Source organism: Vibrio alginolyticus NBRC 15630 = ATCC 17749, from assembly GCF_000354175.2.
Lineage (GTDB): Bacteria > Pseudomonadota > Gammaproteobacteria > Enterobacterales > Vibrionaceae > Vibrio > Vibrio alginolyticus.
Genome location: NC_022349.1, coordinates 166,641 through 189,252 on the forward strand (window position 1 = coordinate 166,641; position 22,612 = coordinate 189,252).

Genomic DNA, 22,612 nt, shown 5'->3' on the forward strand with positions numbered 1-22,612 from the left:
TTTATTTTATGTTTTCACTTGGTGGTTACCGTCTATGACGCGAGCCTGAAAGACGGCGTGTTGTGTGCAGTATCAGCACAGCCTTTTCGACCGAATGGAAGCCTAAAGAAGAAAAACGACGATGAAAGATCAGAAAGTTTCCCCAATTTCCGTTTTGGATCAAAGCCCTATGTTTGTTTGTGGTGTGATGCAGCGCATGTACCGCAATCGTGCCCAAGCTGAGCTCTCTCGGCAAAATTTGATGACACTAGAAATGGCAAGTGCACTGGCCGCTTTAGAAGAATTTCAGCCTATGAGCCAGCAAGCGTTAGCTGATGCGGTTCGAACTGAGCGAAGTGTAGCAAAGCGGATGGTGGACAATCTGGAAAAGAGAGGGTTTGTTCAAGTTTCTAAAAGTAAATCGAATCAGCGCCTTAAAATGCTAAGCATGACAAAAGAGGGGGCAAATGCTTTAAAGCAAGTTCATCAAATCATGACGAATTTACAGAAAGAGTTTTTTTCTTGTTTGTCGGAATCTGAAGCGACTGAATTTTTTCGTCTGGTAAGAAAGCTCACTTTTGCGAATCACGACCAGTAACTTACATCAATGCCGTCTAGCGTCTTTATTTTATCGCTGGCCAATTATATTAAGTTGTAGAACTTAAGAAATAGGATGCCCAACGTACAGGTCACGGTAGAAAGCACCGTAGTGAGTGCGATGATATTTGCAGCTAACGTGGCATTGCCTCCCATGGAGCGCGCCATGACATAGCTGGCAGCAGCGACTGGAGAGGCGTTCATAAAGAAAAGAATACCTAGCTCAATTCCTCGAAATCCTACTAAGTAAGCTCCCATGGTGATGATGACTGGCGCTACGATGAGCTTGTAACTGCTCGCAAACCAAGATGGACCTTTCTCTTTTCTCATCAAGCTAAAGTCAAGTGAGCCACCCGTACACAACAGCGCCAAAGGCAATGTCATTTTGGACAAGTAGTCTCCTGCGTCAATAACCACATTCGGTACTGGAATAGCGAGTAAATAAAAAGCCATTCCTAGAACAATGGAGATTATGAGTGGATTCCTAGTCAGTGTTCGGCCCATCATCTTTGCTGCTTGCGAGGCAGACGTTGCTCCTTTGGGAGATAAGCAAATTACCGCTTGGACGTTATAAATAAATGTGGTGACCGCGACATAGAGAGCCGCTAACGCCACACCTTGAGAACCATACGCATTGGCAACGTAAGCGATACCAATAATACCTGTATTTGCTCGGAACCCACCTTGGATGAGAACGCCTTGGTCAGGCGATGCTTTGAATAGAAGTTTGACGGAAAGATAGGTGAAAATGAAAAACGAAATACTAGCGATGACGCCGAAATTGACGAATCCACTTGCCGCGGAAAAGTCGTGTTCTGAAGCCACAATGCTGACAAATAACATTGCAGGCAAGGTAACTTGAAACACCAGTTTAGAGCCTACTTCGATAAAATTATCGTTGATTAGACCAAAGCGCTTAAAAAGAACGCCAAGTACCAACATCAAACAGATAGGTCCGGTTATCGACAAAGAGAATTGCAACTGATGTAAAACAGCTTCCATGTAAGTATCCGCAGCAAAAGAAAAAAGTGTTCCTGTTGCCTATTAAGCCACAAACCCGGAGGGTAGGACAGTAACGTGATGAAATTTTCTTCTGTTGTAGGTTCCGGAGTCATTTACACTCCAAGTTATGGACGAGGTCCCAATTTAACAAAGCGGTACTGGTCCTACGTGCGATATGTTGATTAACTCGTTGTCGTGATGCATCCACATGCGTATTAGATGTGAGGGCTGGTCATCGTAGTTATGGATAGGAGTTCATCAATGAAAAGGAAACACAACAAAACTGTACTGTGTGCGTTTGTCTCTGGTTCGGTATTTGGTGCGGTTTTGGTCATTGCGATGTCTTTACCAATGTAATCCTCTTAATTGGCTGTTGGAACACTCACTCTAATTCAGTACAAAACAGATTGAGTTCTGCGGTATGTGCTGTTAGTTTAAAAAACATGAAAATACACGTTCGCCCTTCATTAACAACCTTCTCTTGGTGGCGCTCTAAATAGAGCGGCGCGGAATACTTACATTCTTAAGCTGCTGGATGGTAGCTAAGAGTGTTTGATCTTTTTATCTCCAGTAGCGATCTATTAATTACTTGGAGACAAATATGAATACCCATAAAAATACATCTCAGCGTGAAATTATACTTACCGGAGATCGAGCAACAGGTCCATTACACCTCGGGCACTATATTGGTTCATTGCAACAACGAGTCAAATTGCAAACGGAGCACGAGCAAACGAGCTTGGTTGCGGACATGCAAGGGCTGACGGATAACGCGCATAACCCATCAAAGGTATCCTCTAATATTCTCAATGTCGTTGCAGATTATTTGGCTGTTGGTATCAACCCCGCTCAAACTACGATCACGTTGCAGTCTCAAATTCCAGCGTTAGCCGAGTTGACAATGTATTACAGTAATCTTGTTTCTATCGCACGATTAGAGCGAAACCCCACGGTTAAAAATGAGATTCAAAGTAAAGGCTTTGAACGCTCTATTCCCGCAGGCTTTTTAACGTATCCAATTTCTCAAGCTGCTGATATTACGGGGTTTCATGCGACGCTAGTACCAGTGGGTGATGACCAGCTGCCGATGTTAGAGCAAACTAATGAAATCGTGAGAAAAATAAACCACCTGGGTGGAAAAGAGGTTCTTAGGGAATGCCGTCCATTACTTAGTGATGCACCTCGTTTGCCGAGTACTGATGGCAAAAATAAGATGTCTAAAAGCATGGGGAATGCAATCAACCTAGGGACGTCTGAAAAGGAGATTTCTGCGGCGGTGAAATCTATGTATACCGATCCCAATCATCTGAAAATTGAGGACCCTGGCCAAGTCGAAGGGAATATTGTATTCATCTACCTCGATGCTTTTCATCCTGATAAAAATTATGTCGAACAGCTAAAAGACCATTATCGACGAGGTGGGTTAGGTGATGGTTTGACCAAGAAAGTGTTAGAAGAATGCTTACAAGAGATGCTTCGCCCTATTCGAGAAAAGAGCGCTATGTATTTGAATGATAAAGCGCAGCTGATTGATATTTTAAAACAAGGTAGTGAGCGTTCTCGCGAGAAAACCGAAAAAGTGCTATTTGATGTGAAAGATGTATTTGGTTTAAATTTGTTCTGAATTAAAAGTAGAGAGTTGAACATAAGGCACGACGACTGGTTAGCAACGTGCCTTTTTAAGTTCCCAGTCAGTCAAAGCGCATTGTTAAGAAGAAAAAAAACACGACGAAAATCCGCGACTTCTTGTTGGTAATAGCTTTGCCATTCCGGTTCTGACAAATGTGAATGGCTAGAGGCTCTTTGCGTTCTTAGCTTGGACTCAAGTTGTTGTAATGCTTGTTGGTAATCTTTGACTTGTTTTTTTTGCTCTGTAATTTGCTGCTGACGAGCATGAATGTTTTTACTTTCTTCTTTCGTTAAGTAAGCTCGTTCTAGCTCTGCGATGATCGCCAAGCGATCTGGTAGGCTCATACTATTAGGAATCAGGGTGACCGCACGCTCATATTTTTCCTGGTTGCTTGTTAGCCCGATAGCATCTGCATGTTCTTGCCAGTCAATGGTGAGTTGCTCGAAAGCTCGCAAAAAGTTATCTGGGCTTTGAGTGTCCAGCTTTTGGGCTTCTAAGTTGAAATCGTACAGCGCGAACTCATCCGCAAAAACAACATCAGCCAATTCCCCCCAGATGCTTCTTGCTTCGTTCTTCAGCTGTGCAACACGCGACGCCAGTGATTGTTGCTCATCAAATAACAAATTTCCTACACTCTCTTGCCATTGGCTGCTGAGCTGAGGGTAGTTCGCCAAAAGCTGGAATCGAGCTGAAGATAAATGCGCCTCAAACAAGGCGATCTGCTCTTCACAACTACGGTTCAACATACACTCATGCCAAAACGTCTCAAGTTCAGCGACAAGTTTCCTGCCTTTGAGTTGAGTTAATCGCTCAGTCGTTATTTGAACTGTGGAAGGGAGCTTAGTTGTTTGTGGTGAAGTATCTGTATCGGGCACGATGCTGCTTGTTTGTGGTGATGTACTGGAGACACTCTGATTTTTTGTCTTAGGGAAAGGAGAGGAAGCGAGCTCTTCTTTTTGAACATCGTGACTGAAAGTTAAAAATATCATGCCCGCCATAATGGCGGACATGATTATCAAAGCGATTTTCTTCATGGCTTGATTGTTGCGCTTACTGGGAAATGGTCAGAAAGGTTATAGTGTTTCCATAAACTCTCTGCGGTTGTGCGCGGCACGTCTACACGGTTGTCATTGAATGATTTCACCCCGTATTCACTACTCACCATAACATAGTCAAGGTATTCCACGTTTTCGCCACCTGATAATGCTTCACCTGCGAAGTTATTGATACGGGGATCAAAGGTTGACTCCGTGTAACCAGAGTACTGAGGCTCTATGGCGCTTAAGTTAGCGATCATTTGTTGGTAGTCACCAGGGAACTTTCTTTTGTTTACGTTAAAGTCGCCGCTGTATACCACAGTTTCGCTTGAAGGAATGTTAAGAGATTGGGCGAGTGCGCGGATTTGTTTGAACTGGCGCTGACGATACTCACGGGCGGTGTCTGTATCGAAAGATGCGGTATGGGTAGCAAACACATGGTAAGCCTGACCACCTTTAATTATTTCCGCATAATTTACGCCTTTATCGGCAAAGCAGTCTGTACCAGAGCAATCGGGAAAGACATATTGCGCTTCATTCACGATAGGGTAGCGACTAACTATGATTACGCCACCATCATGAATATTAACGCCTTCTTTATCTAACATCTTTGTTTGGTAAGGATATTCCTTGGCTAACTCACGTAAGAATGCTTCACGACCGCTGGCAAACACCTCTTGCAGCGCCAAAACATCGTAACCTTTTACATGTTGAGGAATCAGTTCGTAACGATCTCCAATGTGCGATGCAATAGCCGTCAACGCCCAGATGTTATAAGTCATCAACTTAAGGTTTTGTTCTTCGCTGTCGACAGACTCCGCTACCTTGCTTGGCGTGATGGTGTAGTAAAGATCATCATATCGAGCGGTACTGTCTGACTTAAATGCCAGTTCGGTTTCTCTCGTACCAAAAGCTTTAGTGTTGGCACGATGAATGTTACGATCATCTTTGAGAGATAACTCGACATCGGCTGCGGATAAGCCGTATTCAATGGTCGAATTGTACCAATGGCCTTCCATTATTTGATTGAGTGTTATGCTTTCACCTTCGGGGCTAGAAACCACCGTTTCAAAACGGTAAGTTTGATTTGATTTCACGCCCTCCCAGCGGTTGAAGCTTAATACAGATTTAGTTTCCCACGGACCAAGTACCTGCACATGTTGTTGCCACTCGTCTCCGTATTGAAGCAAATCACTACCTTCATGTTTTACTTGAATAGTTAACGGTTGATCAGAGTTATTCGTTAGGTAAACGTCGGTATCTGCAATGCTGGGTAACGCTATCAAGCTACTTAATAAAAGGCTCCACTGCGAAAATTTCATCTTATTTTTCCATCATTTGAACTAGAGCAATCATTCTTGTTTATAAATGTTACTTGCACGTTAAATATGGATGACATCTAAGCCAGTGCTGAAAATTGTTATCAGAATGTGATCTTTATTCAATGGTGAGGGTGGAGGTATTGAGTGTGTGGCCGTTGAAGCGGTGGAAAATAATACCAACAGTCAACGAATTGCATTCACTGCAATCAAGCTGTCATCTTTGCTCTATAAGTTGTGCGGCGTCATTCATCTAGCCATATGGCTAGAACTCAAATTGATAGATGGAGCACCATGGCTAGAGCAGTAAATCCAACCGATGAAACCATCATTAAATTGTTACAAGAGCAAGGTTTGATTAGAAGTGAAGCAGAAGCGCGTTTAAAGAAAGAGGTGTACCGCTTGCAACCTAATGAGATAGCAAAAGTAAAAAATTATGCCCAGCATTTTGGGATAAATGCGAAAGAAAAGCTCATCGATGAGATCTTGGATCTGCGCCGAGAAGCGCTCATGAAAAGATGTAGACACAATACGGAGCATGCGAGCCTATCTCTAAAATAGCATGTGATAAAACTATCAATTACTGGTCAAGATTTGATCTCTCAAGCCGATATATATAAGAGCGTTCAATGATATCGAGCGCAAAAAACAGTGTGTTTTAGAGGTTAAGCTTTCACTTAAGTGAGAGGTTTGGAAAGGCTGCGGGGAGAGAGTGCATGCGTATTAAAGACTTAAGTGTCGTAAAGAAAATATCGGTTAGTTATTTAACCGTTTTTGCCGTGTTTGGTTTAGTGTCAGTAATGTTGGTGCAAGGTTTGTTAACACTGAATAAAGACATTTCAGTGTTAACAGATAAAAGTTTACCTTCTGTTGCGATTTTGAAAGGTATCCAAGTTGATATTACTAAAGTGCGTAAAGATGAGTTCTCTTTATTGCCAAACGCAAATCACCCCAAAATTGGTGAGTGGTTAAAAGGCCTCGACCAATGGCGTTCTGATGTGCAGGCTGGTATTGCAGAATACGAAAAGCTCGACCTTAATAAGCGTGAAACGCAGTCCTTTAGCGTTTTTAAAGAAACTTGGAATCAATACATCAAAGAAACGAAGACTTACAACGCACTGCTAAGCCAAGGTGATGCTGAAAGTGCAAATGATGTGATTTTATCGAGTTTCGATACCTACTCAAAAGCGTTGAGCAGCTTGGATGATACCCTCGCGTTGAACGATGAGTTGGTGAATTTGATTGGTGAAGAAGTACAAAGTGAAGCGGCATTTACACAATACAGCGCTGCTGTTGGTGCGCTTGTCGTCGCATTGGTCATGGTAATGTCTGCCATGCTGCTTTCTCGAGTCATCTGCGGGCCTGTTGATCGAGCATTGGAATTCGCTTCCAAAATCGCCAAGGGTCAATTGAATAATCAAATCGACGAAAGCGAATTGAGCAAAGACGAGTTAGGAACGCTGCTCAAAGAGCTTGTCGGTATGCAAACAAACTTACATTCGTTGGTTTCTGAGATTAATGACTCAACGATTCAGCTAACGGCAGCAGTAGAGGAAGTGAGTGCTATTTCTTCTCAGACCGCCTCTGGTATGCAAAATCAACAAATTGAACTTAGCTCGGTGGCTTCTGCGATGACAGAAATGCAAGCTGCTGTAAGTGAAGTGGCACAAAATACCGAAGTTGGCGCAACCTCTGCTTATTCGGCTGCGGAAGTGGCAAAGCAAGGAACGGTGACGTTACAACAAACTATCGCAGTAATTGAGCGTGTATCACATACGATCCAAGAATCAGATGAACTGGCACGTGAGCTTGAATCGAGCTCAAACAATATCAATGTGGTCGTAGATGTGATCCGCGGGATTGCCGAGCAAACAAACTTGTTAGCACTGAACGCCGCAATTGAAGCCGCTCGGGCTGGTGAACAAGGACGTGGGTTTGCTGTTGTGGCAGATGAGGTTCGTTCTCTGGCGCAACGCACTCAAGACTCCACTTCACAAATTGTGGAAATTGTTAATCAACTACAAGAGAGCAGCAGTAAAATAGGGCATTCAAGCCGTGATTGTCAGGAGGGTATTTCTCAGTGTGTTGAGCAAGTTAATGATGCTGATAGCCAGATAAAAGAAATTGAACATTCTGTCGATAACATAGCGCAAATGAGCACACAAATCGCAACGGCGTGCAGTGAGCAGAATTCTGTATCCGAAGAGCTGAATCGCAGCGTGGAGCATATTAATAGTGCTTCAACAGAGATGGCTGAGGGAGCTTCACAAACGGCTGTGGCTTGTCAGCAGATTAGTAGCCTAGCGCACAACTTGAAAACTCGAATGGGTTCATTCCAGCTCTAGTTGTTGTGTTTCAGCTTTATTCCTAACCTCATTGCTACAATAAATAAGCCGGACGAAATGTCCGGCTTATTTATTCTCTGTCTATATAAGTTCAGAGTATGCTCAACCTTGGGAGAATATGCTCGCTAGGCTGGAATACCACTGTGAAACTTAAAATCTGTATCTGGCGTAGAAATTAAATCTGCCTCTATACGTCCAAAGTAGGCGATGCGCTCGCTGATATCTTTGCCTGCGATTTGCTCCGCTAATACAAGATAATCCTGGTAATGGCGTGCTTCTGAACGTAATAAAGAAATGTAGAACTTTGCGATATCGTCATCCATATGTGGTGCTAGTTTGGCAAAACGCTCACAAGATCGGGCTTCGATGTACGCACCAATGATGAGTTTATCGATCAGCGTTTCCGGCTCATGAGTCTTCATATGCGAAATCAGTCCTTTAGCATAACGACTTGCTGGAATATTTTTGTACTCAATTCCACGACTTTCCATGATCTCTAAAACTTGATAAAAGTGGTGTAACTCCTCTTTTATCAAAAGCACCATCTTATCGATCAAATCTTGGCTGTATGGTGAGTCGGACTTAGCCATGATTGACTTAGAAATATTGCTCTTGCCTTTTAAAGTTTCCAATGAGCCTACGTTACGGTAAGCAAAATCTTCGTAGGGCTTAAACCAGTCAAGTAGAGCATGTGAACTGGATTGGTCAACGGCATACTTACGAATTAAAAACATGGCAGATTGGCCAGCTTTTAGTTCGCACAGTAGGTGGTCTAACAAAATGGTTTGAAGGTTCTCTGGTTTCTTTGCTTCCTCTACCCATTCATCAGGTGTACTGCATTGCAGAAATTGGTTAATGGGAGCAAGAAGATCTTGATAGGCGTCTAGATTCATCATTTTAGTTTTAGTACTTCACATTTTTATTGGGCATATCCGTTGTCTTGCGGATAGAAAAAAGGCTGCAATTGCAGCCTTTCTTGACCTGAAGTGAATGTTACCACTTTTTCTTCTCGCCGAAGAGTGCTTCCATGTCATTGTCACGCTCTTTGTCAGCAATCTGCTGCATTTCAGCATCGCTTTTATCTTGGCGCTTTTTATCTAAGTCACCCAACATCTCTTCAAGCTTTTGTTTCGCTTGAATAGAATAAGGATCGCTCTTAGTGCTCAAAGCATCGATACCTTTACGCAGCAGTTGAAGCGCGGTGCCTGGTTGGCCACGAGCGATAGAGTCGTTTGCTCTTTTGATGACATTTTCAATGTTGATGCGAATTTGCATCGTTTCCAAGCGCGCATTTTCAGTGACGTAAGTCTGGGTATCCAATCGGCCTTTGTTGTGCTCGTTACGGATAGTGTCGCGAAGTCGTTTAACCAGCTTAAGCATGACGATAGCTTGTTTATCACTACTCGGCATCTTGAAAGTGGTACTCTCGCCAGTAGGACCATTCTCTTTTAGCTGCGTAATCTGCTGCTTCATATTTTCGATACGTTGAGCAAGTTGCTTGTTCTTCGGGTCCAGCTCATGCATGCTCTCTAGCGCGTCAAGAATACGATTGTTTAGACACAGCAACAGCTCTTTACTAAAAGGGATATGGTGCGCATGACCAATCAACTCTTCAGTACCATCTATCAAGGCTACATATCGCGCTGATTCCTGCCTTTTTGCGGTTTCAACTTTAACCTTATATTGCAACATAATGTTATAGCCTAGGATTAACACCAGTAGGATGGCTACCAAAGCGATTATTAAACCAATATTCATATCTTTGCGTCTGCTTTACTTTTCTGCGGCTAGCGTTAAAGAATACATGAATCTTATCTTACTCGGCACCTTATTTGTTTGATTATTTTGTCTCTCCCACGTTTTAGTTACTGATAGAAGTCACATCATAGAACTTCGGTCATTTATTGGCTCAACTTTGTGCATATTGTTTCTTGCTTGAAGATTATTAGTATGTGATTGAGGTATAAGTTAGAAATTGCTGTTCATTTCGATTTGAACGCGTTATAACTAATTATTATATCGCTCGCTTGAGTGGCCAATAAACTCTCTCATGAATAAGTAAGGGATTACGATGAAACTGCAGCAGCTGAAGTATATTGTTGAGGTTGTAAACCATAATCTGAATGTATCTGCAACGGCGGAAAGCTTATATACCTCTCAGCCAGGTATTAGTAAACAGGTTCGGTTGCTGGAAGATGAGTTAGGTATTCAGATTTTTGAACGTAGCGGTAAGCACTTAACGCAAGTGACGCCAGCTGGAGAAGAAATTGTACGTATCTCTCAAGAAATTCTCGCTCGTGTAGAAAGTATCAAAGCGGTGGCTGGAGAGCACACCCATCCAGAAATGGGGACGCTGAATATCACCACGACACATACGCAGGCTCGTTATGCACTGCCAGATGTCATCAAAGGTTTTACTTCTCGTTATCCAAAAGTGTCGTTACACATGCACCAAGGTACACCGTCACAAATGTCTGAGGCGATAGCTAAAGGCACTGCGAATTTTGCGATTGCGACAGAAGCTCTTCACTTATATCAAGATGCCATCATGCTGCCTTGTTATCACTGGAATCGTTCAATAGTTGTGCCTAAAGACCACCCACTAGCGAAGAAAGACAAAGTAACGATCAGTGATCTTGCCGCTTACCCATTAGTCACTTACGTGTTCGGTTTTACTGGTCGTTCAGAGCTGGATACAGCATTCAACCGCGAAGGTTTAACCCCGCGAGTGGTGTTCACGGCAACTGATGCAGACGTCATTAAAACTTACGTTCGTATGGGTATTGGTGTGGGTGTGATTGCAAGCATGGCTGTGGATGAAGAGCAGGACGGTGACTTGGTTGCAATAGATGCGAGCCATTTGTTTGGCGCGAGCACCACGAGCATCGGCTTCCGCCGTGGTACATTCTTACGCTCTTACATGTTCGATTTTATGGAGCGTTTTGCACCGCACTTAACGCGTCCAGTGGTTGAGCAGGCGATTTCGTTGAAGTCTAATGCAGAAATCGAAGAGATGTTTAAAGACATCGAGCTTCCGGTGAGATAACACTTCATTGATGTTTCGATTCCCTCTACAATGCGCTCGTTGTAGGGGGAGCTATGAAAACGCAATTTCAGTTTATTAATGACTGCTTAATCGAAAACCAATCTTTGTGGCGATTCGAGCCTTTTAAAAGCAGCATTCACACATCATTACCTTGGCAGGAGCAACATCCTCGACTGTGCCAATGGCTAGCGTCTCTTACTCCCTCTCAAATCGAAGAATACAAAGCAGCACCAGAACTCGCGTTAAAAGCACTTAGTCCGTTTTTGCCTGAGCTTGAACAACTCGCAGAACTGACTCATTTAGAGCTTTTGTCGTTAAACGGCTTGGAACTCGCTCGTGGTTTAGATAACGGTATTCCGGGACGTAAGTTGGAGCAAATTAGCTCGATGGGTGAAGCTGCAATTCAACAACACTGTGGCGAAGAATGGCTAGAATGGTGCTCAGGTAAAGGTTACTTGGGGCGAATCCTGACAACGCAAACCGATCAGCCTGTAACCAGCTTTGAATACCAACAAGCACTGTGCGATTCGGGGCAACAAGCAGCCAATGAACATCATTGGAAGATGACGTTTATTCAAGGCGACGCGTTTGATAGCAAAGCGAAAGCCGTGTTTAAGCCAACGCAACACGCAGTAGCACTGCATGCATGCGGTGACCTTCACGCTCGTCTAATGCAGTACGGCAGTGAAAATGGGATTGCTGCGATGACCATATCACCTTGTTGTTACCACTTGATTCAGTCGGAACAATACCAGCCGATGTCGGAATCGGGCAGGGCTTCTTCTCTCTCATTGTCTAAGCAAGAACTGCGTATCCCATTACAACAAACGGTGACAGGAGGAGAGCGCGTGCGTCGTCATCGTCAGCAGGAAATGATGTTTCGTCTTGGGTTTGATTTGATCACGCGACAAGCTTTGGGAATGGCAGAGTATCAGCCTGTGCCGAGTATCCGTAAGTCGCAATTAAGTGATGGTTTTGAATCTTTATGTCGCTGGGCAGCGGAGCAAAAAGGCATTGTTCTTCCTCAAGAAATCGATTTCTCTCATTTTGAAAAGTTAAGCGAACAACGCTTCTGGCAAATGGAGAGAATGAGCTTAGTGCAACTTGTTTTTCAACGTCCGTTGGAGATCTGGCTCGCATTAGACAAAGTGCTTTATCTTGAAGAACGTGGTTACCGTGTTAGATTGTCAGAGTTTTGCCCTAAATCGGTCACACCTAGAAATATTTTAATTTGTGCATATAAGATTTAGTTATTCTTTATAGCCAAACGCTCTATATGAAAAAGCCCACTTATGAGTGGGCTTTTGTAAACAAAACGTGACAAGTTATGTTTTATTTTGTCATTAATTAAACATAGCGATAGCTTGAGTTGGTTCAACGTATTCCAAGTCAAAGCTTTCTGCTACTTCTTTACATGTTACTTTTCCGTGAATAACGTTTAGACCTTCAAGGAAGCCTTTGTCTTCTAGAAGTGCTTCGCGGTAGCCTTTATTTGCTAACTTCACGATGTATGGAAGCGTAGCGTTGTTGAGTGCAAATGTTGAAGTGCGAGCAACTGCGCCAGGCATATTTGCTACACAGTAGTGAACCACTTCATCAACGATGTAAGTTGGATCTGCGTGAGTTGTCGCGTGTGAAGTTTCGAAACAACCGCCTTGGTCAATTGCCACGTCAACCACTGCTGCACCAGGCTTCATCTTAGCAATGTGCTCTTTAGTGACCAGTTTAGGTGCTGCTGCGCCAGGAATTAGAACGGCACCGATAACAAGGTCCGCTTCTAGAACATGCTTCTCGATAGCGTCTTCAGTAGAATAAACCACTTTTGCGCGACCTTGGAATTCTTCGTCAAGCTTACGAAGTGTGTCTACGTTACGGTCTAGAATAGTGACGTCAGCGCGAAGGCCAACCGCCATACGAGCAGCGTTTGCACCAACAACGCCACCACCAACGATAACGACTTTTGCAGGTTCAACACCAGGTACGCCGCCTAGGAGCAGACCACGACCGCCGTGCGATTTTTCCAACGTTTGCGCACCAGCTTGGATAGACATCCGACCTGCCACTTCTGACATTGGTGCTAACAGTGGCAAACGACCCATATTATCTGTTACAGTCTCATAGGCTATACAGACAGCTTTGCTCTTGATTAGCTCATCAGTTTGTGGAAAATCTGGTGCTAGGTGTAAATAAGTAAATAAAATTTGCCCTTCGCGGAGCATTGCTCTCTCTACTGCTTGGGGTTCTTTTACTTTTACAATCATGTCTGCTTGCGCAAATACGTCAGCAGCATGAGGGAGAATGGATGCGCCGACAGCGATGTAATCATCGTCTGAAAAACCAATGCCGGCACCTGCATTGGTCTCAACTAAAACTTGGTGACCATGTGAGATGAGTTCTCTCACGCTAGCTGGGATCATACCAACACGATATTCGTGATTCTTGATTTCCTTAGGTACGCCAATGATCATCCTGTATCCTCTTTCTATAATGGTTGTATTAACTGTTAGTAGGGTGTTATTGTCGAATTAATAACTAGTATAGTTATAGATTTGTAAAATTTGGCACCAAATATTAAAAAGTTGTAGTATATTTTTTTGCAAGGAAGTAATAAGGTGGAATAAAAAATGGCAGACAACTATAAAAAGCCGTCCAAGGAACTAGACCGTATCGACCGCAACATTCTTAATGAGCTGCAGAAAGACGGTCGTATTTCAAACGTTGAGCTTTCAAAACGTGTGGGACTTTCTCCAACGCCATGTTTGGAGCGTGTACGTCGCTTAGAGCGTCAGGGTTATATCACAGGGTATACTGCATTATTGAATCCGCAGTTCCTGGATGCATCACTATTAGTATTCGTTGAGATTACGCTAAACCGTGGTGCGCCGGATGTGTTTGAGCAGTTTAACTCAGCTGTTCAAAAGCTAGACGACATACAAGAGTGTCATCTTGTTTCAGGTGACTTTGACTATCTTCTTAAAACCCGTGTATCAGATATGGGTGCTTACCGCCGACTATTGGGCGATACGTTACTACGTCTACCTGGCGTAAATGACACTCGCACATACGTTGTTATGGAAGAAGTGAAACAATCTAACCAGCTTGTGATCAAAACTCGTTAATTTCTTGCAAAGAAAGCGGTATATGCTTCCGCTTTCGCCAGAGAGTAATTGGGTTTTTCTCCTTGATATGGTTAAATCAATTTACCGAGCGGCTTGATGCCGCTCGGAATGTTTTGCAATTTCCTATTTCATTTCCATATTCAAGTTGATTTATGTTCAAAGAGAACGCAAAGAAAGTCGAAACCATTATCAAAACCAGTGAAGAGCCCCAGTCTTCACGCTTAAATGGCTTCCAACGCTTAAAAGAGTGCTGCTTTATCGTTGGCGTTCTTAGCTCGGTATTGCTTGCGGTTGCACTATTTACCTTCAGTCCGGCCGATCCTTCTTGGTCCCAAACCGCATGGGGAGGGGATATCGATAATGCTGGTGGCCTTTTCGGCGCTTGGCTAGCCGATACTCTATTCTTCACATTTGGCTCTCTCGCTTACCCAATCCCTTTCTTGCTAGCGGCGGCTGCATGGGTGATTTGCCGTAAACGAGGAGAAGATGAGCCAATTGATTTCATGCTATGGGGTACAAGGCTGCTCGGTCTTGTCGTCCTTATTATGACCAGTTGCGGTCTTGCCGATATTAATTTTGATGACATTTGGTATTTTTCATCCGGAGGTGTGGTCGGGGATGTGTTGTCTAGCCTCGCTTTACCTACATTGAATGTACTCGGTACCACATTGGTACTGCTGTTCTTGTGGGGAGCGGGCTTTACGCTCTTCACTGGCATCTCATGGCTTAACATCGTGGAATGGCTTGGTGATCGTGCGTTAGCGCTAATTGCCGCGCTTGCAAATAAGGCAAGAGGTTCAGAGCAGGAAGTTTTAGAACCTCAGCTTGATGAGTTTGTAGAAGATAAAGTCTCTACGCCTAAACATAATGTAGACCATGAAATTGATGATGAGCCGCTTCCTCATTTAACGGCGTACGATGTCGATGAACCGAAAGAGCCGGCGCCAGCGCATGAGTATCCTATTTATATGCCGCAAGCTAAACCTGATAAGCCTGCGGAACAGGCGATGGTAGAACCGACGCCACCACAACGCAAGGCTACGGTTAATGCTGCGCCAGTTTATTCTGAACCTGAGCCTCAAATACAACCTATCCATACGGTTAACACGGATAACGTTGATCCGCTCTTGGAACGCACCAAGCAACTGAATGTTACGATAGAAGAGCTTGAAGCAGCGGCGCAACAAGCAGATGACTGGGGAACTGAAGAACAGGCAGCCCCATCATTTGCAAACACTTACTCTTCCTATGTAGAGCCACATACAGCTACAGAAGAACCGATCAGTGTTGAACCAGATTATGCGGAGTACGAACAATTTGAAGCAGAGCAAGTACAGCAGCCAAGTATAGAGCATCCTGTACATGAAGAGCCTGCAATTGATTCTGCTGTATTAGATAGCATCACGGCTCAAACAGAGTCGAGCCAACATATTGAGCCTACGATCTCTGACTTTGATGTGTTAGATGATGAAGACGAAGTGGAGTCTCAGCCTGCACAGCAAGTACAGCCAACAACGCCTCATCAGCAAGCAGCAACACCTTCAACAACATTTGAACCTGCACCTCAAAAAGTGGAAGTAGAAGAGATCCAAGACAACGACCAAGACGTTACCGCATTCCAAGATATGGTTTCCAATGCGCAAGCCAAAGTCGCTGCAACACAGAACCCATTTTTGGTACAGAAAGAAGAAAACTTGCCAGTTCCGGAAGAGCCACTCCCAACGCTCGAGTTGCTTTATCATCCAGAAAAACGTGAAAACTTTATCGACCGTGATGCGCTAGAGCAGGTCGCTCGATTGGTAGAGAGCAAACTCGCTGACTACAAAATCAAAGCCGATGTGGTTGGTATTTATCCTGGTCCAGTGATCACTCGTTTTGAGCTTGATTTGGCGCCGGGGGTGAAAGTAAGTCGTATTTCTGGTCTTTCAACTGACTTAGCGCGTGCATTGTCTGCGATGGCGGTACGTGTTGTGGAAGTAATCCCTGGCAAGCCTTACATCGGTTTGGAACTGCCAAACATGAGTCGTCAGACGGTCTATTTATCTGATGTCATCAGTAGCCCTCAGTTTGAGCAAGCAACGTCACCAACAACGGTTGTGTTAGGTCAAGACATTGCGGGCGAAGCTGTGGTGGCAGATCTTGCGAAGATGCCACACGTGCTAGTAGCAGGTACAACAGGTTCTGGTAAGTCGGTAGGTGTGAACGTGATGATTTTGAGCATGCTGTATAAAGCAGGCCCAGAAGATGTACGCTTCATCATGATTGACCCGAAAATGCTAGAGCTTTCTATTTATGAAGGTATCCCTCATCTTCTTTCTGAAGTTGTGACTGATATGAAAGACGCATCAAATGCTCTACGTTGGTGTGTGGGCGAGATGGAACGTCGTTACAAATTGATGTCGGCATTAGGTGTACGTAATGTGAAGGGCTTCAACGAAAAACTGAAGATGGCAGCAGAAGCGGGCCACCCAATCCATGACCCGTTCTGGCAAGAAGGCGACAGCATGGATACTGAACCGCCATTGCTAGAAAAGCTGCCTTACATCGTCGTTGTTGTTGACGAATTTGCTGACCTAATGATGGTGGTCGGTAAGAAAGTTGAAGAACTAATTGCTCGCTTGGCGCAAAAAGCGCGTGCGGCAGGTATTCACTTAATTCTTGCGACTCAGCGTCCATCGGTTGATGTTATTACCGGTCTAATTAAAGCGAACATTCCAACTCGTGTTGCGTTTACGGTATCGACTAAAACGGACTCTCGTACAATCCTAGATCAAGGCGGCGCAGAATCACTACTTGGTATGGGTGATATGTTGTATCTACCGCCGGGGTCAAGTCATACAACTCGTGTTCACGGTGCATTTGCATCAGATGATGATGTTCATGCTGTTGTAAACAACTGGAAAGCGCGTGGTAAACCTAACTACATTGAAGAGATCATCAGTGGAGATCAAACTCCAGAAAGTCTATTGCCAGGTGAGCAAATGGAAGCGGATGAAGATGTAGACCCGCTCTTCGATCAAGTTGTTGAGCACGTGGTTCAATCACGTCGAGGTTCGGTTTCCGGTGTTCAGCGCCGATTTAAGATAGGTTACAACCGTGCCGCCCGTATTGTAGAGCAGCTTGAGGCGCAGGGCATCGTAAGTGCTCCGGGTCATAACGGTAACCGTGAAGTACTGGCACCTGCGCCACCAAAAGATTAATGAACTTGTGTTACTCACCTCAGTCCAACTGAGGTGAGTGGTTCTAATAATAGGTATCTGAATGAAAAAACTATTTTCAGCGAAACTTTTCTCCGCGCTTGTTTTAAGCTTTTCCCTCTTCTCTACTGCACACGCAGCGTCTCCTAAAGATGAATTAAACAAACGCCTTTCTATGAATGATGGCTTTAGTGCAGATTTCTCTCAGCAGGTTATTAGCCCTGAAGGCGAAACGGTGATGGAAGGAGAAGGTACGGTTGAAATTGCCCGCCCAAGCCTGTTCCGTTGGAGTACAACATTCCCTGATGAGAACCTATTGGTCTCTGACGGTAAGACATTGTGGTACTACAGCCCATTCATCGAGCAAGTGAGCATCTACTGGCAAGAGCAAGCAACAGAGCAAACGCCATTTGTTTTGCTAACGCGTAACCGAGCAAGTGATTGGAATAACTACAAAATATCTCAAAAAGGTGACCAGTTCACTCTCATTCCTACTGCAGTAGACTCCACACAAGGTCAATTCCAGATTAATATTGATGCCAAAGGTGTGGTGAAAGGCTTCAATGTGGTTGAGCAAGACGGCCAAAAAGGTTTGTTCACCTTTAACAACGTGAAGCTGGGTAAACCAAAAGCAGACAGATTCACATTCACAATTCCAAAAGGTGTGGAAGTGGATGACCAAAGGAATTAATTGGTAGTGAGTAATTACACATTAGATTTCTCGGGGGACGAAGATTTTCGTCCCCTTGCTGCTCGTATGAGACCGGAAACGATCGAGCAATATATTGGACAGCAGCACATTTTAGGCCCTGGTAAGCCACTGCGCCGTGCGCTAGAGGCGGGTCACATTCACTCTATGATCCTTTGGGGACCACCAGGCACAGGCAAAACGACATTAGCGGAAGTGGCTGCAAACTACGCCAATGCTGAAGTAGAGCGTGTGTCTGCCGTAACGTCTGGTGTGAAAGAAATCCGTGCTGCAATCGAGAAAGCACGTGAGAACAAAATGGCGGGTCGCCGCACCATCTTATTTGTGGATGAGGTGCATCGCTTCAACAAATCTCAACAAGACGCGTTTTTACCGCATATCGAAGATGGCACGGTTACCTTTATTGGTGCGACGACAGAAAACCCGTCGTTTGAGTTAAACAACGCATTGCTGTCACGTGCACGTGTCTACAAGCTAACGTCTCTCGATAAAGATGAAATCTCACTGGCGCTGAATCAAGCGATCAGTGACAAAGAGCGTGGCTTGGGCAATACACCCGCACACTTCGCTGATAACGTATTAGACCGCCTAGCAGAACTGGTAAACGGTGATGCTCGCATGTCTCTCAATTATCTTGAGCTGCTCTACGACATGGCAGAAGACAATGCGCAAGGTGAAAAAGAGATCACGCTTAAGTTGCTGGCTGAAGTGGCAGGGGAGAAAGTCTCTCGCTTCGATAACAAAGGTGATATCTGGTATGACTTAATCTCTGCGGTCCACAAATCCATTCGTGGCTCTAACCCAGATGCGGCGCTTTACTGGGCTGCACGTATGATTGCTGCGGGTTGTGATCCTCTTTATATTGCCCGTCGATTACTTGCGATAGCATCAGAAGATGTCGGCAATGCGGACCCTAGAGCCATGCAAGTGGCACTCTCCGCGTGGGACTGTTTTACACGCGTTGGCCCAGCAGAAGGTGAACGTGCGATTGCACAGGCGATCGTGTACTTAGCATGTGCGCCAAAAAGTAATGCTGTTTACGTGGCGTGGAAACAAGCGCTAGCGGACGCTCATAACTTACCTGAATATGAAGTGCCGCATCACCTTCGAAATGCGCCAACCAGTTTGATGAAAGACATGGGTTATGGGGCTGAGTATCGTTATGCTCACGATGAGCCTGGTGCTTACGCAGCAGGTGAGCAATATTTGCCGCCTGAAATGGGCGATCGTAGGTACTATCAGCCGACAAATCGTGGTCTGGAGACCAAAATCGGCGAAAAGTTAGATTACTTGGCTACTTTAGACGCAAATAGCCCACAAAAGCGCTATGAAAAGTAGGCGTTTTTGGATACATTTGTTTAGTAAATTTTTTTAACGCGTACGCTTGGAAAGTGCGCGTGATTTCACAACAAAAAGCATAGGATTAACAATGCTGGATTCTAAATTACTTCGTACAGAGCTGGATGAAACAGCTACTAAACTGGCGCGTCGTGGCTTTAAGCTAGACGTAGATACTATTCGTAAACTTGAAGAACAACGTAAGTCCATTCAAGTAGAAGTAGAAAATTTACAATCCACGCGTAACTCCATCTCCAAGCAAATCGGCCAAAAAATGGCGGCTGGCGACAAAGAAGGCGCAGAAGAGATCAAGAAACAAATCGGTACGCTAGGTAGCGATCTTGATGCGAAGAAAGTTGAACTTGAGCAAGTAATGGCTCAACTAGACGAATTCACGCTTTCTGTACCAAACATCCCAGCAGATGAAGTGCCAGATGGCAAAGATGAAAACGACAACGTTGAAATCTCTCGTTGGGGTGAGCCAAAGTCTTACGACTTCGAACTGAAAGATCACGTTGACCTAGGCGAAATGGGCGACGGTCTAGACTTCGCAAGTGCAGTTAAGATCACTGGCGCACGTTTCATCGTGATGAAAGGCCAATTTGCTCGTCTACACCGTGCAATCGCTCAGTTCATGCTGGATCTTCACACTGAAGAGCACGGCTACACAGAAATGTACGTACCTTACCTAGTAAACTCTGACAGCCTATTCGGTACTGGTCAGCTTCCTAAGTTTGGTAAAGATCTTTTCCACACTGAGCCGCTAGTAGAAAAAGTAAACGACGAAGAGCCACGTAAACTGTCTCTAATCCCTACTGCAGAAGTACCTGTAACGAACCTAGTTCGTGACACGATTTCTGACGAAGCGGATCTACCAATTAAGATGACAGCTCACACGCCATGTTTCCGTTCAGAAGCAGGTTCTTACGGTCGTGATACTCGTGGTTTGATTCGTATGCACCAGTTCGACAAAGTTGAGCTAGTACAAATCACTAAGCCAGAAGATTCAATGAACGCACTAGAAGAGCTAACAGGTCACGCTGAGAAAGTTCTACAACTTCTAGAGCTTCCTTACCGTAAAGTGGTTCTATGTACAGGTGACATGGGCTTCGGCGCTCGTAAGACTTACGACCTAGAAGTTTGGGTTCCTGCTCAAGAAACTTACCGTGAAATTTCTTCATGTTCTAACATGTGGGATTTCCAAGCTCGTCGTATGCAAGCACGTTTCCGTCGTAAAGGCGAGAAGAAACCTGAGCTTGTACACACGCTAAACGGTTCTGGTCTTGCTGTAGGTCGTACAATGGTTGCTATCCTAGAAAACAACCAAGAAGCAGACGGCCGCATTGCAATCCCTACAGTACTTCAGAAGTACATGGCGGGCGCAACGCACATCGGTTAATTCATTAACCACTAGAACACCAAAACCCAGCCTTAGTGCTGGGTTTTTTGTTATCTGCGTCGAGTGAAAATTGATTATTACTAAGCTGCAATAGTGTTTTCGAATTTACCCTAATTATCTTGTTATTTGTAATCGATATAATCATCCACCTTACCACGGTAAGTAGATTTTCTCATTCAAGTAACGAGGAGGGCTTATGGCCGTAGGGTGGCAAATGACGATAGCGTCAGCCAACAAATTCAAAACACAATAGACGACGAGATTTCCCGTGTTCGTGGCAGTATCACAAGGGGTGAAAGCGCCCATTATTGCGATGAGTGTGGTGATGAGATCCCAGAAGCACGTCGTTTTGCTATGAAAGGCGTTCGTTTGTGTATCGAATGTCAGTCAACAATCGAATTGGTGTCTCAACGCCAAGCATTGTTCAATCGACGAGCGAGTAAAGACAGTCAACTCCGATAACTTTACTGTTCTAATAAATAATGAGACGGTTTGAGTCTCATACTCAAACCGTTTTCGTATTGAATTGGACTATGAAGCGAAGCAGTCTTTACGTTGCAACGCCGCATCAATCGCGTTAACTAGCTTCTCAATATCTTCCGGCTTGCTGATGAACGGCGGCATCATATAAATCAGTTTGCCAAATGGACGAATCCAAACTCCGTGTTCAACAAACAAGGCTTGGATGGTTTCCATATTCACAGGGCGATGCGTCTCCACTACGCCAATGGCACCTAGCCAACGGGTGTTTTTCACCAACTCGTATTCTTCAAGTTTTGGTAGTAACTCAGAAAACAGCGTTTCAATTTGTTGGGTTTGTTGCTGCCAATTACCTTGCTCAATCAATTCCAAACTTGCGGTGGCAACAGCACAGGCGAGTGGATTCCCCATAAAGGTTGGACCGTGCATAAAACAGCCTGCATCACCACCACAAACGGTGTCTGCTACGTGTTTGCTCGCCAGGGTCGCAGAGAGGGTCATGTAGCCGCCAGTGAGTGCTTTCCCGACACACAGAATGTCTGGTTGAATGTCTGCATGTTCGCAGGCAAACAACTTACCGGTACGACCAAATCCGGTAGCGATCTCATCTGCAATCAATAACAAGCCGTATTTGTCGCAAAGCCTACGCACGCCTTTGAGAAATTCTGGATGGTAGATGCGCATGCCGCCTGCGCCTTGAACAATAGGTTCTAGGATCACCGCAGCAAGTTCTTCATGGTGCGTTTCAATCTTGTGCTCGAAGTCGGTAAGGTCCTCTGGCTTCCATTCATCCCAATAACCACAAGTTGCTGACTCCGCAAAGATATGCTCAGGCAAAAAGCCTTTGTAAAGAGAGTGCATTGAGTTATCAGGATCGGTAACCGACATAGCTGCAAAGGTGTCGCCGTGATAACCGTGTCGCAAAGTAAGAAACTTCGGTCGGCGTTCGCCTTTTGCATGCCAATATTGCAGTGCCATTTTTAAGCTGACTTCTACGGCAACGGAGCCTGAATCGGCAAGGAATACATGTTCAAGGTTATTTGGTGCAAGGGACAATAGCTTCTTACACAAACTGATTGCTGGCTGGTGGGTAATCCCGCCAAACATCACGTGAGAGACCTGATCGATTTGCTGGTGAGCGGCTTGATTTAAATGCGGATGGTTGTAGCCGTGGATCGTCGACCACCAAGAAGACATGCCATCGACCAGCTCAGTACCGTCTTCCAATTTAATATGAACACCATTTGCCGATGCCACTGGGTAGCAGGTCAGAGGTGTCAATGTCGAAGTGTAAGGATGCCAGATATGCTGGCGGTCGAAGGCGAGATCCATGTGCGATTCCAATAATAATTGAGGCTAAAAAACAGACAGGTGTAAACTTTGATCTTTTGCGTTGTGTTGACAGTTTATCGAGA

Annotated in this window: 19 protein-coding genes; 12 read left to right on the top strand and 7 right to left on the bottom strand. The window is 44.6% G+C overall.

From position 1 onward, the window contains the following. Nucleotides 1–121: 121 nt before the first annotated feature. Complete coding sequence (locus N646_RS00705; RefSeq protein ID WP_017820057.1) at nucleotides 122–577, top strand: MarR family winged helix-turn-helix transcriptional regulator; 456 nt, start codon at nucleotides 122–124, stop codon at nucleotides 575–577. A gap of 44 nt (nucleotides 578–621) precedes the next feature. On the opposite strand, the gene N646_RS00710 is transcribed toward N646_RS00705, so the two are convergent. Further along, on the bottom strand, nucleotides 622–1,578 hold the full coding sequence (locus N646_RS00710; RefSeq protein ID WP_005388415.1) for an AEC family transporter: 957 nt from the start codon (nucleotides 1,576–1,578) through the stop codon (nucleotides 622–624). Nucleotides 1,579–2,179: 601 nt separating this feature from the next. On the opposite strand from N646_RS00710, the gene trpS reads away from it, so the two are divergent. Then, the gene (gene trpS / locus N646_RS00715) at nucleotides 2,180–3,202 is read left to right on the top strand and encodes a tryptophan--tRNA ligase (RefSeq protein WP_017820058.1); all 1,023 of its coding nucleotides are present in this window, start codon (nucleotides 2,180–2,182) and stop codon (nucleotides 3,200–3,202) included. 71 nt (nucleotides 3,203–3,273) lie between these two features. On the opposite strand, the gene N646_RS00720 is transcribed toward trpS, so the two are convergent. Together N646_RS00720 and N646_RS00725 are read right to left on the bottom strand one after the other, a co-directional pair. Further along, nucleotides 3,274–4,242: a hypothetical protein gene (locus tag N646_RS00720; RefSeq protein WP_017820059.1), complete on the bottom strand. Its 969-nt coding sequence runs from the start codon at nucleotides 4,240–4,242 to the stop codon at nucleotides 3,274–3,276. Then, entirely contained in the window at nucleotides 4,239–5,567 is a 1,329-nt protein-coding gene (locus tag N646_RS00725) for a sphingomyelin phosphodiesterase (RefSeq protein WP_017820060.1), read from the bottom strand. Before N646_RS00725 ends, N646_RS00720 begins: the two co-directional genes overlap by 4 nt. Before the next feature lie 291 nt (nucleotides 5,568–5,858). Here N646_RS00725 and N646_RS00730 point away from each other — a divergent pair, with 291 nt between their 5' ends. Both N646_RS00730 and N646_RS00735 read left to right on the top strand, forming a co-directional pair. After that, nucleotides 5,859–6,125 carry a hypothetical protein gene (locus N646_RS00730; RefSeq protein ID WP_017634954.1) on the top strand — a complete coding sequence of 89 codons (267 nt, stop codon included), beginning with the start codon at nucleotides 5,859–5,861 and terminating at the stop codon, nucleotides 6,123–6,125. A 155-nt stretch (nucleotides 6,126–6,280) separates the two neighbouring features. Then, complete coding sequence (locus N646_RS00735) at nucleotides 6,281–7,909, top strand: methyl-accepting chemotaxis protein (protein WP_021033818.1); 1,629 nt, start codon at nucleotides 6,281–6,283, stop codon at nucleotides 7,907–7,909. A 125-nt stretch (nucleotides 7,910–8,034) separates the two neighbouring features. Here the strand turns inward: N646_RS00735 and miaE are convergent, their stop codons facing one another. Continuing rightward, on the bottom strand, nucleotides 8,035–8,805 hold the full coding sequence (gene miaE, locus N646_RS00740) for a tRNA isopentenyl-2-thiomethyl-A-37 hydroxylase MiaE (protein WP_005388968.1): 771 nt from the start codon (nucleotides 8,803–8,805) through the stop codon (nucleotides 8,035–8,037). Nucleotides 8,806–8,902: 97 nt separating this feature from the next. Beyond that, nucleotides 8,903–9,667, bottom strand: coding sequence for a hypothetical protein (locus tag N646_RS00745; protein WP_005378247.1), 765 nt, complete (start codon nucleotides 9,665–9,667; stop codon nucleotides 8,903–8,905). A gap of 313 nt (nucleotides 9,668–9,980) precedes the next feature. Here N646_RS00745 and cysB point away from each other — a divergent pair, with 313 nt between their 5' ends. Continuing rightward, complete coding sequence (cysB, locus tag N646_RS00750; protein WP_005388967.1) at nucleotides 9,981–10,955, top strand: HTH-type transcriptional regulator CysB; 975 nt, start codon at nucleotides 9,981–9,983, stop codon at nucleotides 10,953–10,955. Between the two features lie 53 nt (nucleotides 10,956–11,008). Then, on the top strand, nucleotides 11,009–12,205 hold the full coding sequence (locus tag N646_RS00755; protein WP_017634951.1) for a methyltransferase: 1,197 nt from the start codon (nucleotides 11,009–11,011) through the stop codon (nucleotides 12,203–12,205). 93 nt (nucleotides 12,206–12,298) lie between these two features. On the opposite strand, the gene ald is transcribed toward N646_RS00755, so the two are convergent. After that, nucleotides 12,299–13,423 (bottom strand): alanine dehydrogenase, encoded by a 1,125-nt coding sequence (gene ald, locus N646_RS00760; protein ID WP_005378241.1) that lies wholly within the window; start codon nucleotides 13,421–13,423, stop codon nucleotides 12,299–12,301. 156 nt (nucleotides 13,424–13,579) lie between these two features. On the opposite strand from ald, the gene lrp reads away from it, so the two are divergent. The 6 genes from lrp to N646_RS00790 all read left to right on the top strand — a co-directional run bounded on the left by lrp (nucleotide 13,580) and on the right by N646_RS00790 (nucleotide 21,179). Next, on the top strand, nucleotides 13,580–14,074 hold the full coding sequence (gene lrp, locus N646_RS00765) for a leucine-responsive transcriptional regulator Lrp (RefSeq protein ID WP_005378234.1): 495 nt from the start codon (nucleotides 13,580–13,582) through the stop codon (nucleotides 14,072–14,074). Nucleotides 14,075–14,226: 152 nt separating this feature from the next. After that, nucleotides 14,227–17,274, top strand: a complete 3,048-nt coding sequence (locus N646_RS00770) for a DNA translocase FtsK (RefSeq protein ID WP_017821701.1) — start codon at nucleotides 14,227–14,229, stop codon at nucleotides 17,272–17,274. Nucleotides 17,275–17,335: 61 nt separating this feature from the next. Then, nucleotides 17,336–17,962: an outer membrane lipoprotein chaperone LolA gene (gene lolA, locus N646_RS00775; protein ID WP_005388103.1), complete on the top strand. Its 627-nt coding sequence runs from the start codon at nucleotides 17,336–17,338 to the stop codon at nucleotides 17,960–17,962. Continuing rightward, entirely contained in the window at nucleotides 17,963–19,318 is a 1,356-nt protein-coding gene (locus tag N646_RS00780) for a replication-associated recombination protein A (RefSeq protein WP_017821702.1), read from the top strand. 91 nt (nucleotides 19,319–19,409) lie between these two features. Then, the gene (gene serS / locus N646_RS00785) at nucleotides 19,410–20,717 is read left to right on the top strand and encodes a serine--tRNA ligase (RefSeq protein ID WP_017821703.1); all 1,308 of its coding nucleotides are present in this window, start codon (nucleotides 19,410–19,412) and stop codon (nucleotides 20,715–20,717) included. 207 nt (nucleotides 20,718–20,924) lie between these two features. Then, nucleotides 20,925–21,179 carry a DksA/TraR family C4-type zinc finger protein gene (locus N646_RS00790; RefSeq protein ID WP_017821704.1) on the top strand — a complete coding sequence of 85 codons (255 nt, stop codon included), beginning with the start codon at nucleotides 20,925–20,927 and terminating at the stop codon, nucleotides 21,177–21,179. Between the two features lie 69 nt (nucleotides 21,180–21,248). Here N646_RS00790 and bioA read toward each other — a convergent pair whose 3' ends face one another. Beyond that, the gene (bioA, locus tag N646_RS00795; RefSeq protein WP_017821705.1) at nucleotides 21,249–22,529 is read right to left on the bottom strand and encodes an adenosylmethionine--8-amino-7-oxononanoate transaminase; all 1,281 of its coding nucleotides are present in this window, start codon (nucleotides 22,527–22,529) and stop codon (nucleotides 21,249–21,251) included. Nucleotides 22,530–22,612 lie beyond the last annotated feature (83 nt).

What these genes read in the sequence shown, in the direction of transcription:
- N646_RS00710 (WP_005388415.1), bottom strand. Translation starts at nt 1,578, where the DNA reads ATGGAAGCTGTTTTACATCAGTTGCAATTCTCTTTGTCGATAACCGGA.
- cysB (WP_005388967.1), top strand. Translation starts at nt 9,981, where the DNA reads ATGAAACTGCAGCAGCTGAAGTATATTGTTGAGGTTGTAAACCATAAT.
- N646_RS00770 (WP_017821701.1), top strand. Translation starts at nt 14,227, where the DNA reads ATGTTCAAAGAGAACGCAAAGAAAGTCGAAACCATTATCAAAACCAGT.
- N646_RS00730 (WP_017634954.1), top strand. Translation starts at nt 5,859, where the DNA reads ATGGCTAGAGCAGTAAATCCAACCGATGAAACCATCATTAAATTGTTA.
- N646_RS00725 (WP_017820060.1), bottom strand. Translation starts at nt 5,567, where the DNA reads ATGAAATTTTCGCAGTGGAGCCTTTTATTAAGTAGCTTGATAGCGTTA.
- N646_RS00755 (WP_017634951.1), top strand. Translation starts at nt 11,009, where the DNA reads ATGAAAACGCAATTTCAGTTTATTAATGACTGCTTAATCGAAAACCAA.
- lolA (WP_005388103.1), top strand. Translation starts at nt 17,336, where the DNA reads ATGAAAAAACTATTTTCAGCGAAACTTTTCTCCGCGCTTGTTTTAAGC.
- ald (WP_005378241.1), bottom strand. Translation starts at nt 13,423, where the DNA reads ATGATCATTGGCGTACCTAAGGAAATCAAGAATCACGAATATCGTGTT.
- N646_RS00735 (WP_021033818.1), top strand. Translation starts at nt 6,281, where the DNA reads ATGCGTATTAAAGACTTAAGTGTCGTAAAGAAAATATCGGTTAGTTAT.
- miaE (WP_005388968.1), bottom strand. Translation starts at nt 8,805, where the DNA reads ATGATGAATCTAGACGCCTATCAAGATCTTCTTGCTCCCATTAACCAA.
- N646_RS00720 (WP_017820059.1), bottom strand. Translation starts at nt 4,242, where the DNA reads ATGAAGAAAATCGCTTTGATAATCATGTCCGCCATTATGGCGGGCATG.
- lrp (WP_005378234.1), top strand. Translation starts at nt 13,580, where the DNA reads ATGGCAGACAACTATAAAAAGCCGTCCAAGGAACTAGACCGTATCGAC.
- bioA (WP_017821705.1), bottom strand. Translation starts at nt 22,529, where the DNA reads ATGGATCTCGCCTTCGACCGCCAGCATATCTGGCATCCTTACACTTCG.
- trpS (WP_017820058.1), top strand. Translation starts at nt 2,180, where the DNA reads ATGAATACCCATAAAAATACATCTCAGCGTGAAATTATACTTACCGGA.
- serS (WP_017821703.1), top strand. Translation starts at nt 19,410, where the DNA reads ATGCTGGATTCTAAATTACTTCGTACAGAGCTGGATGAAACAGCTACT.
- N646_RS00745 (WP_005378247.1), bottom strand. Translation starts at nt 9,667, where the DNA reads ATGAATATTGGTTTAATAATCGCTTTGGTAGCCATCCTACTGGTGTTA.
- N646_RS00705 (WP_017820057.1), top strand. Translation starts at nt 122, where the DNA reads ATGAAAGATCAGAAAGTTTCCCCAATTTCCGTTTTGGATCAAAGCCCT.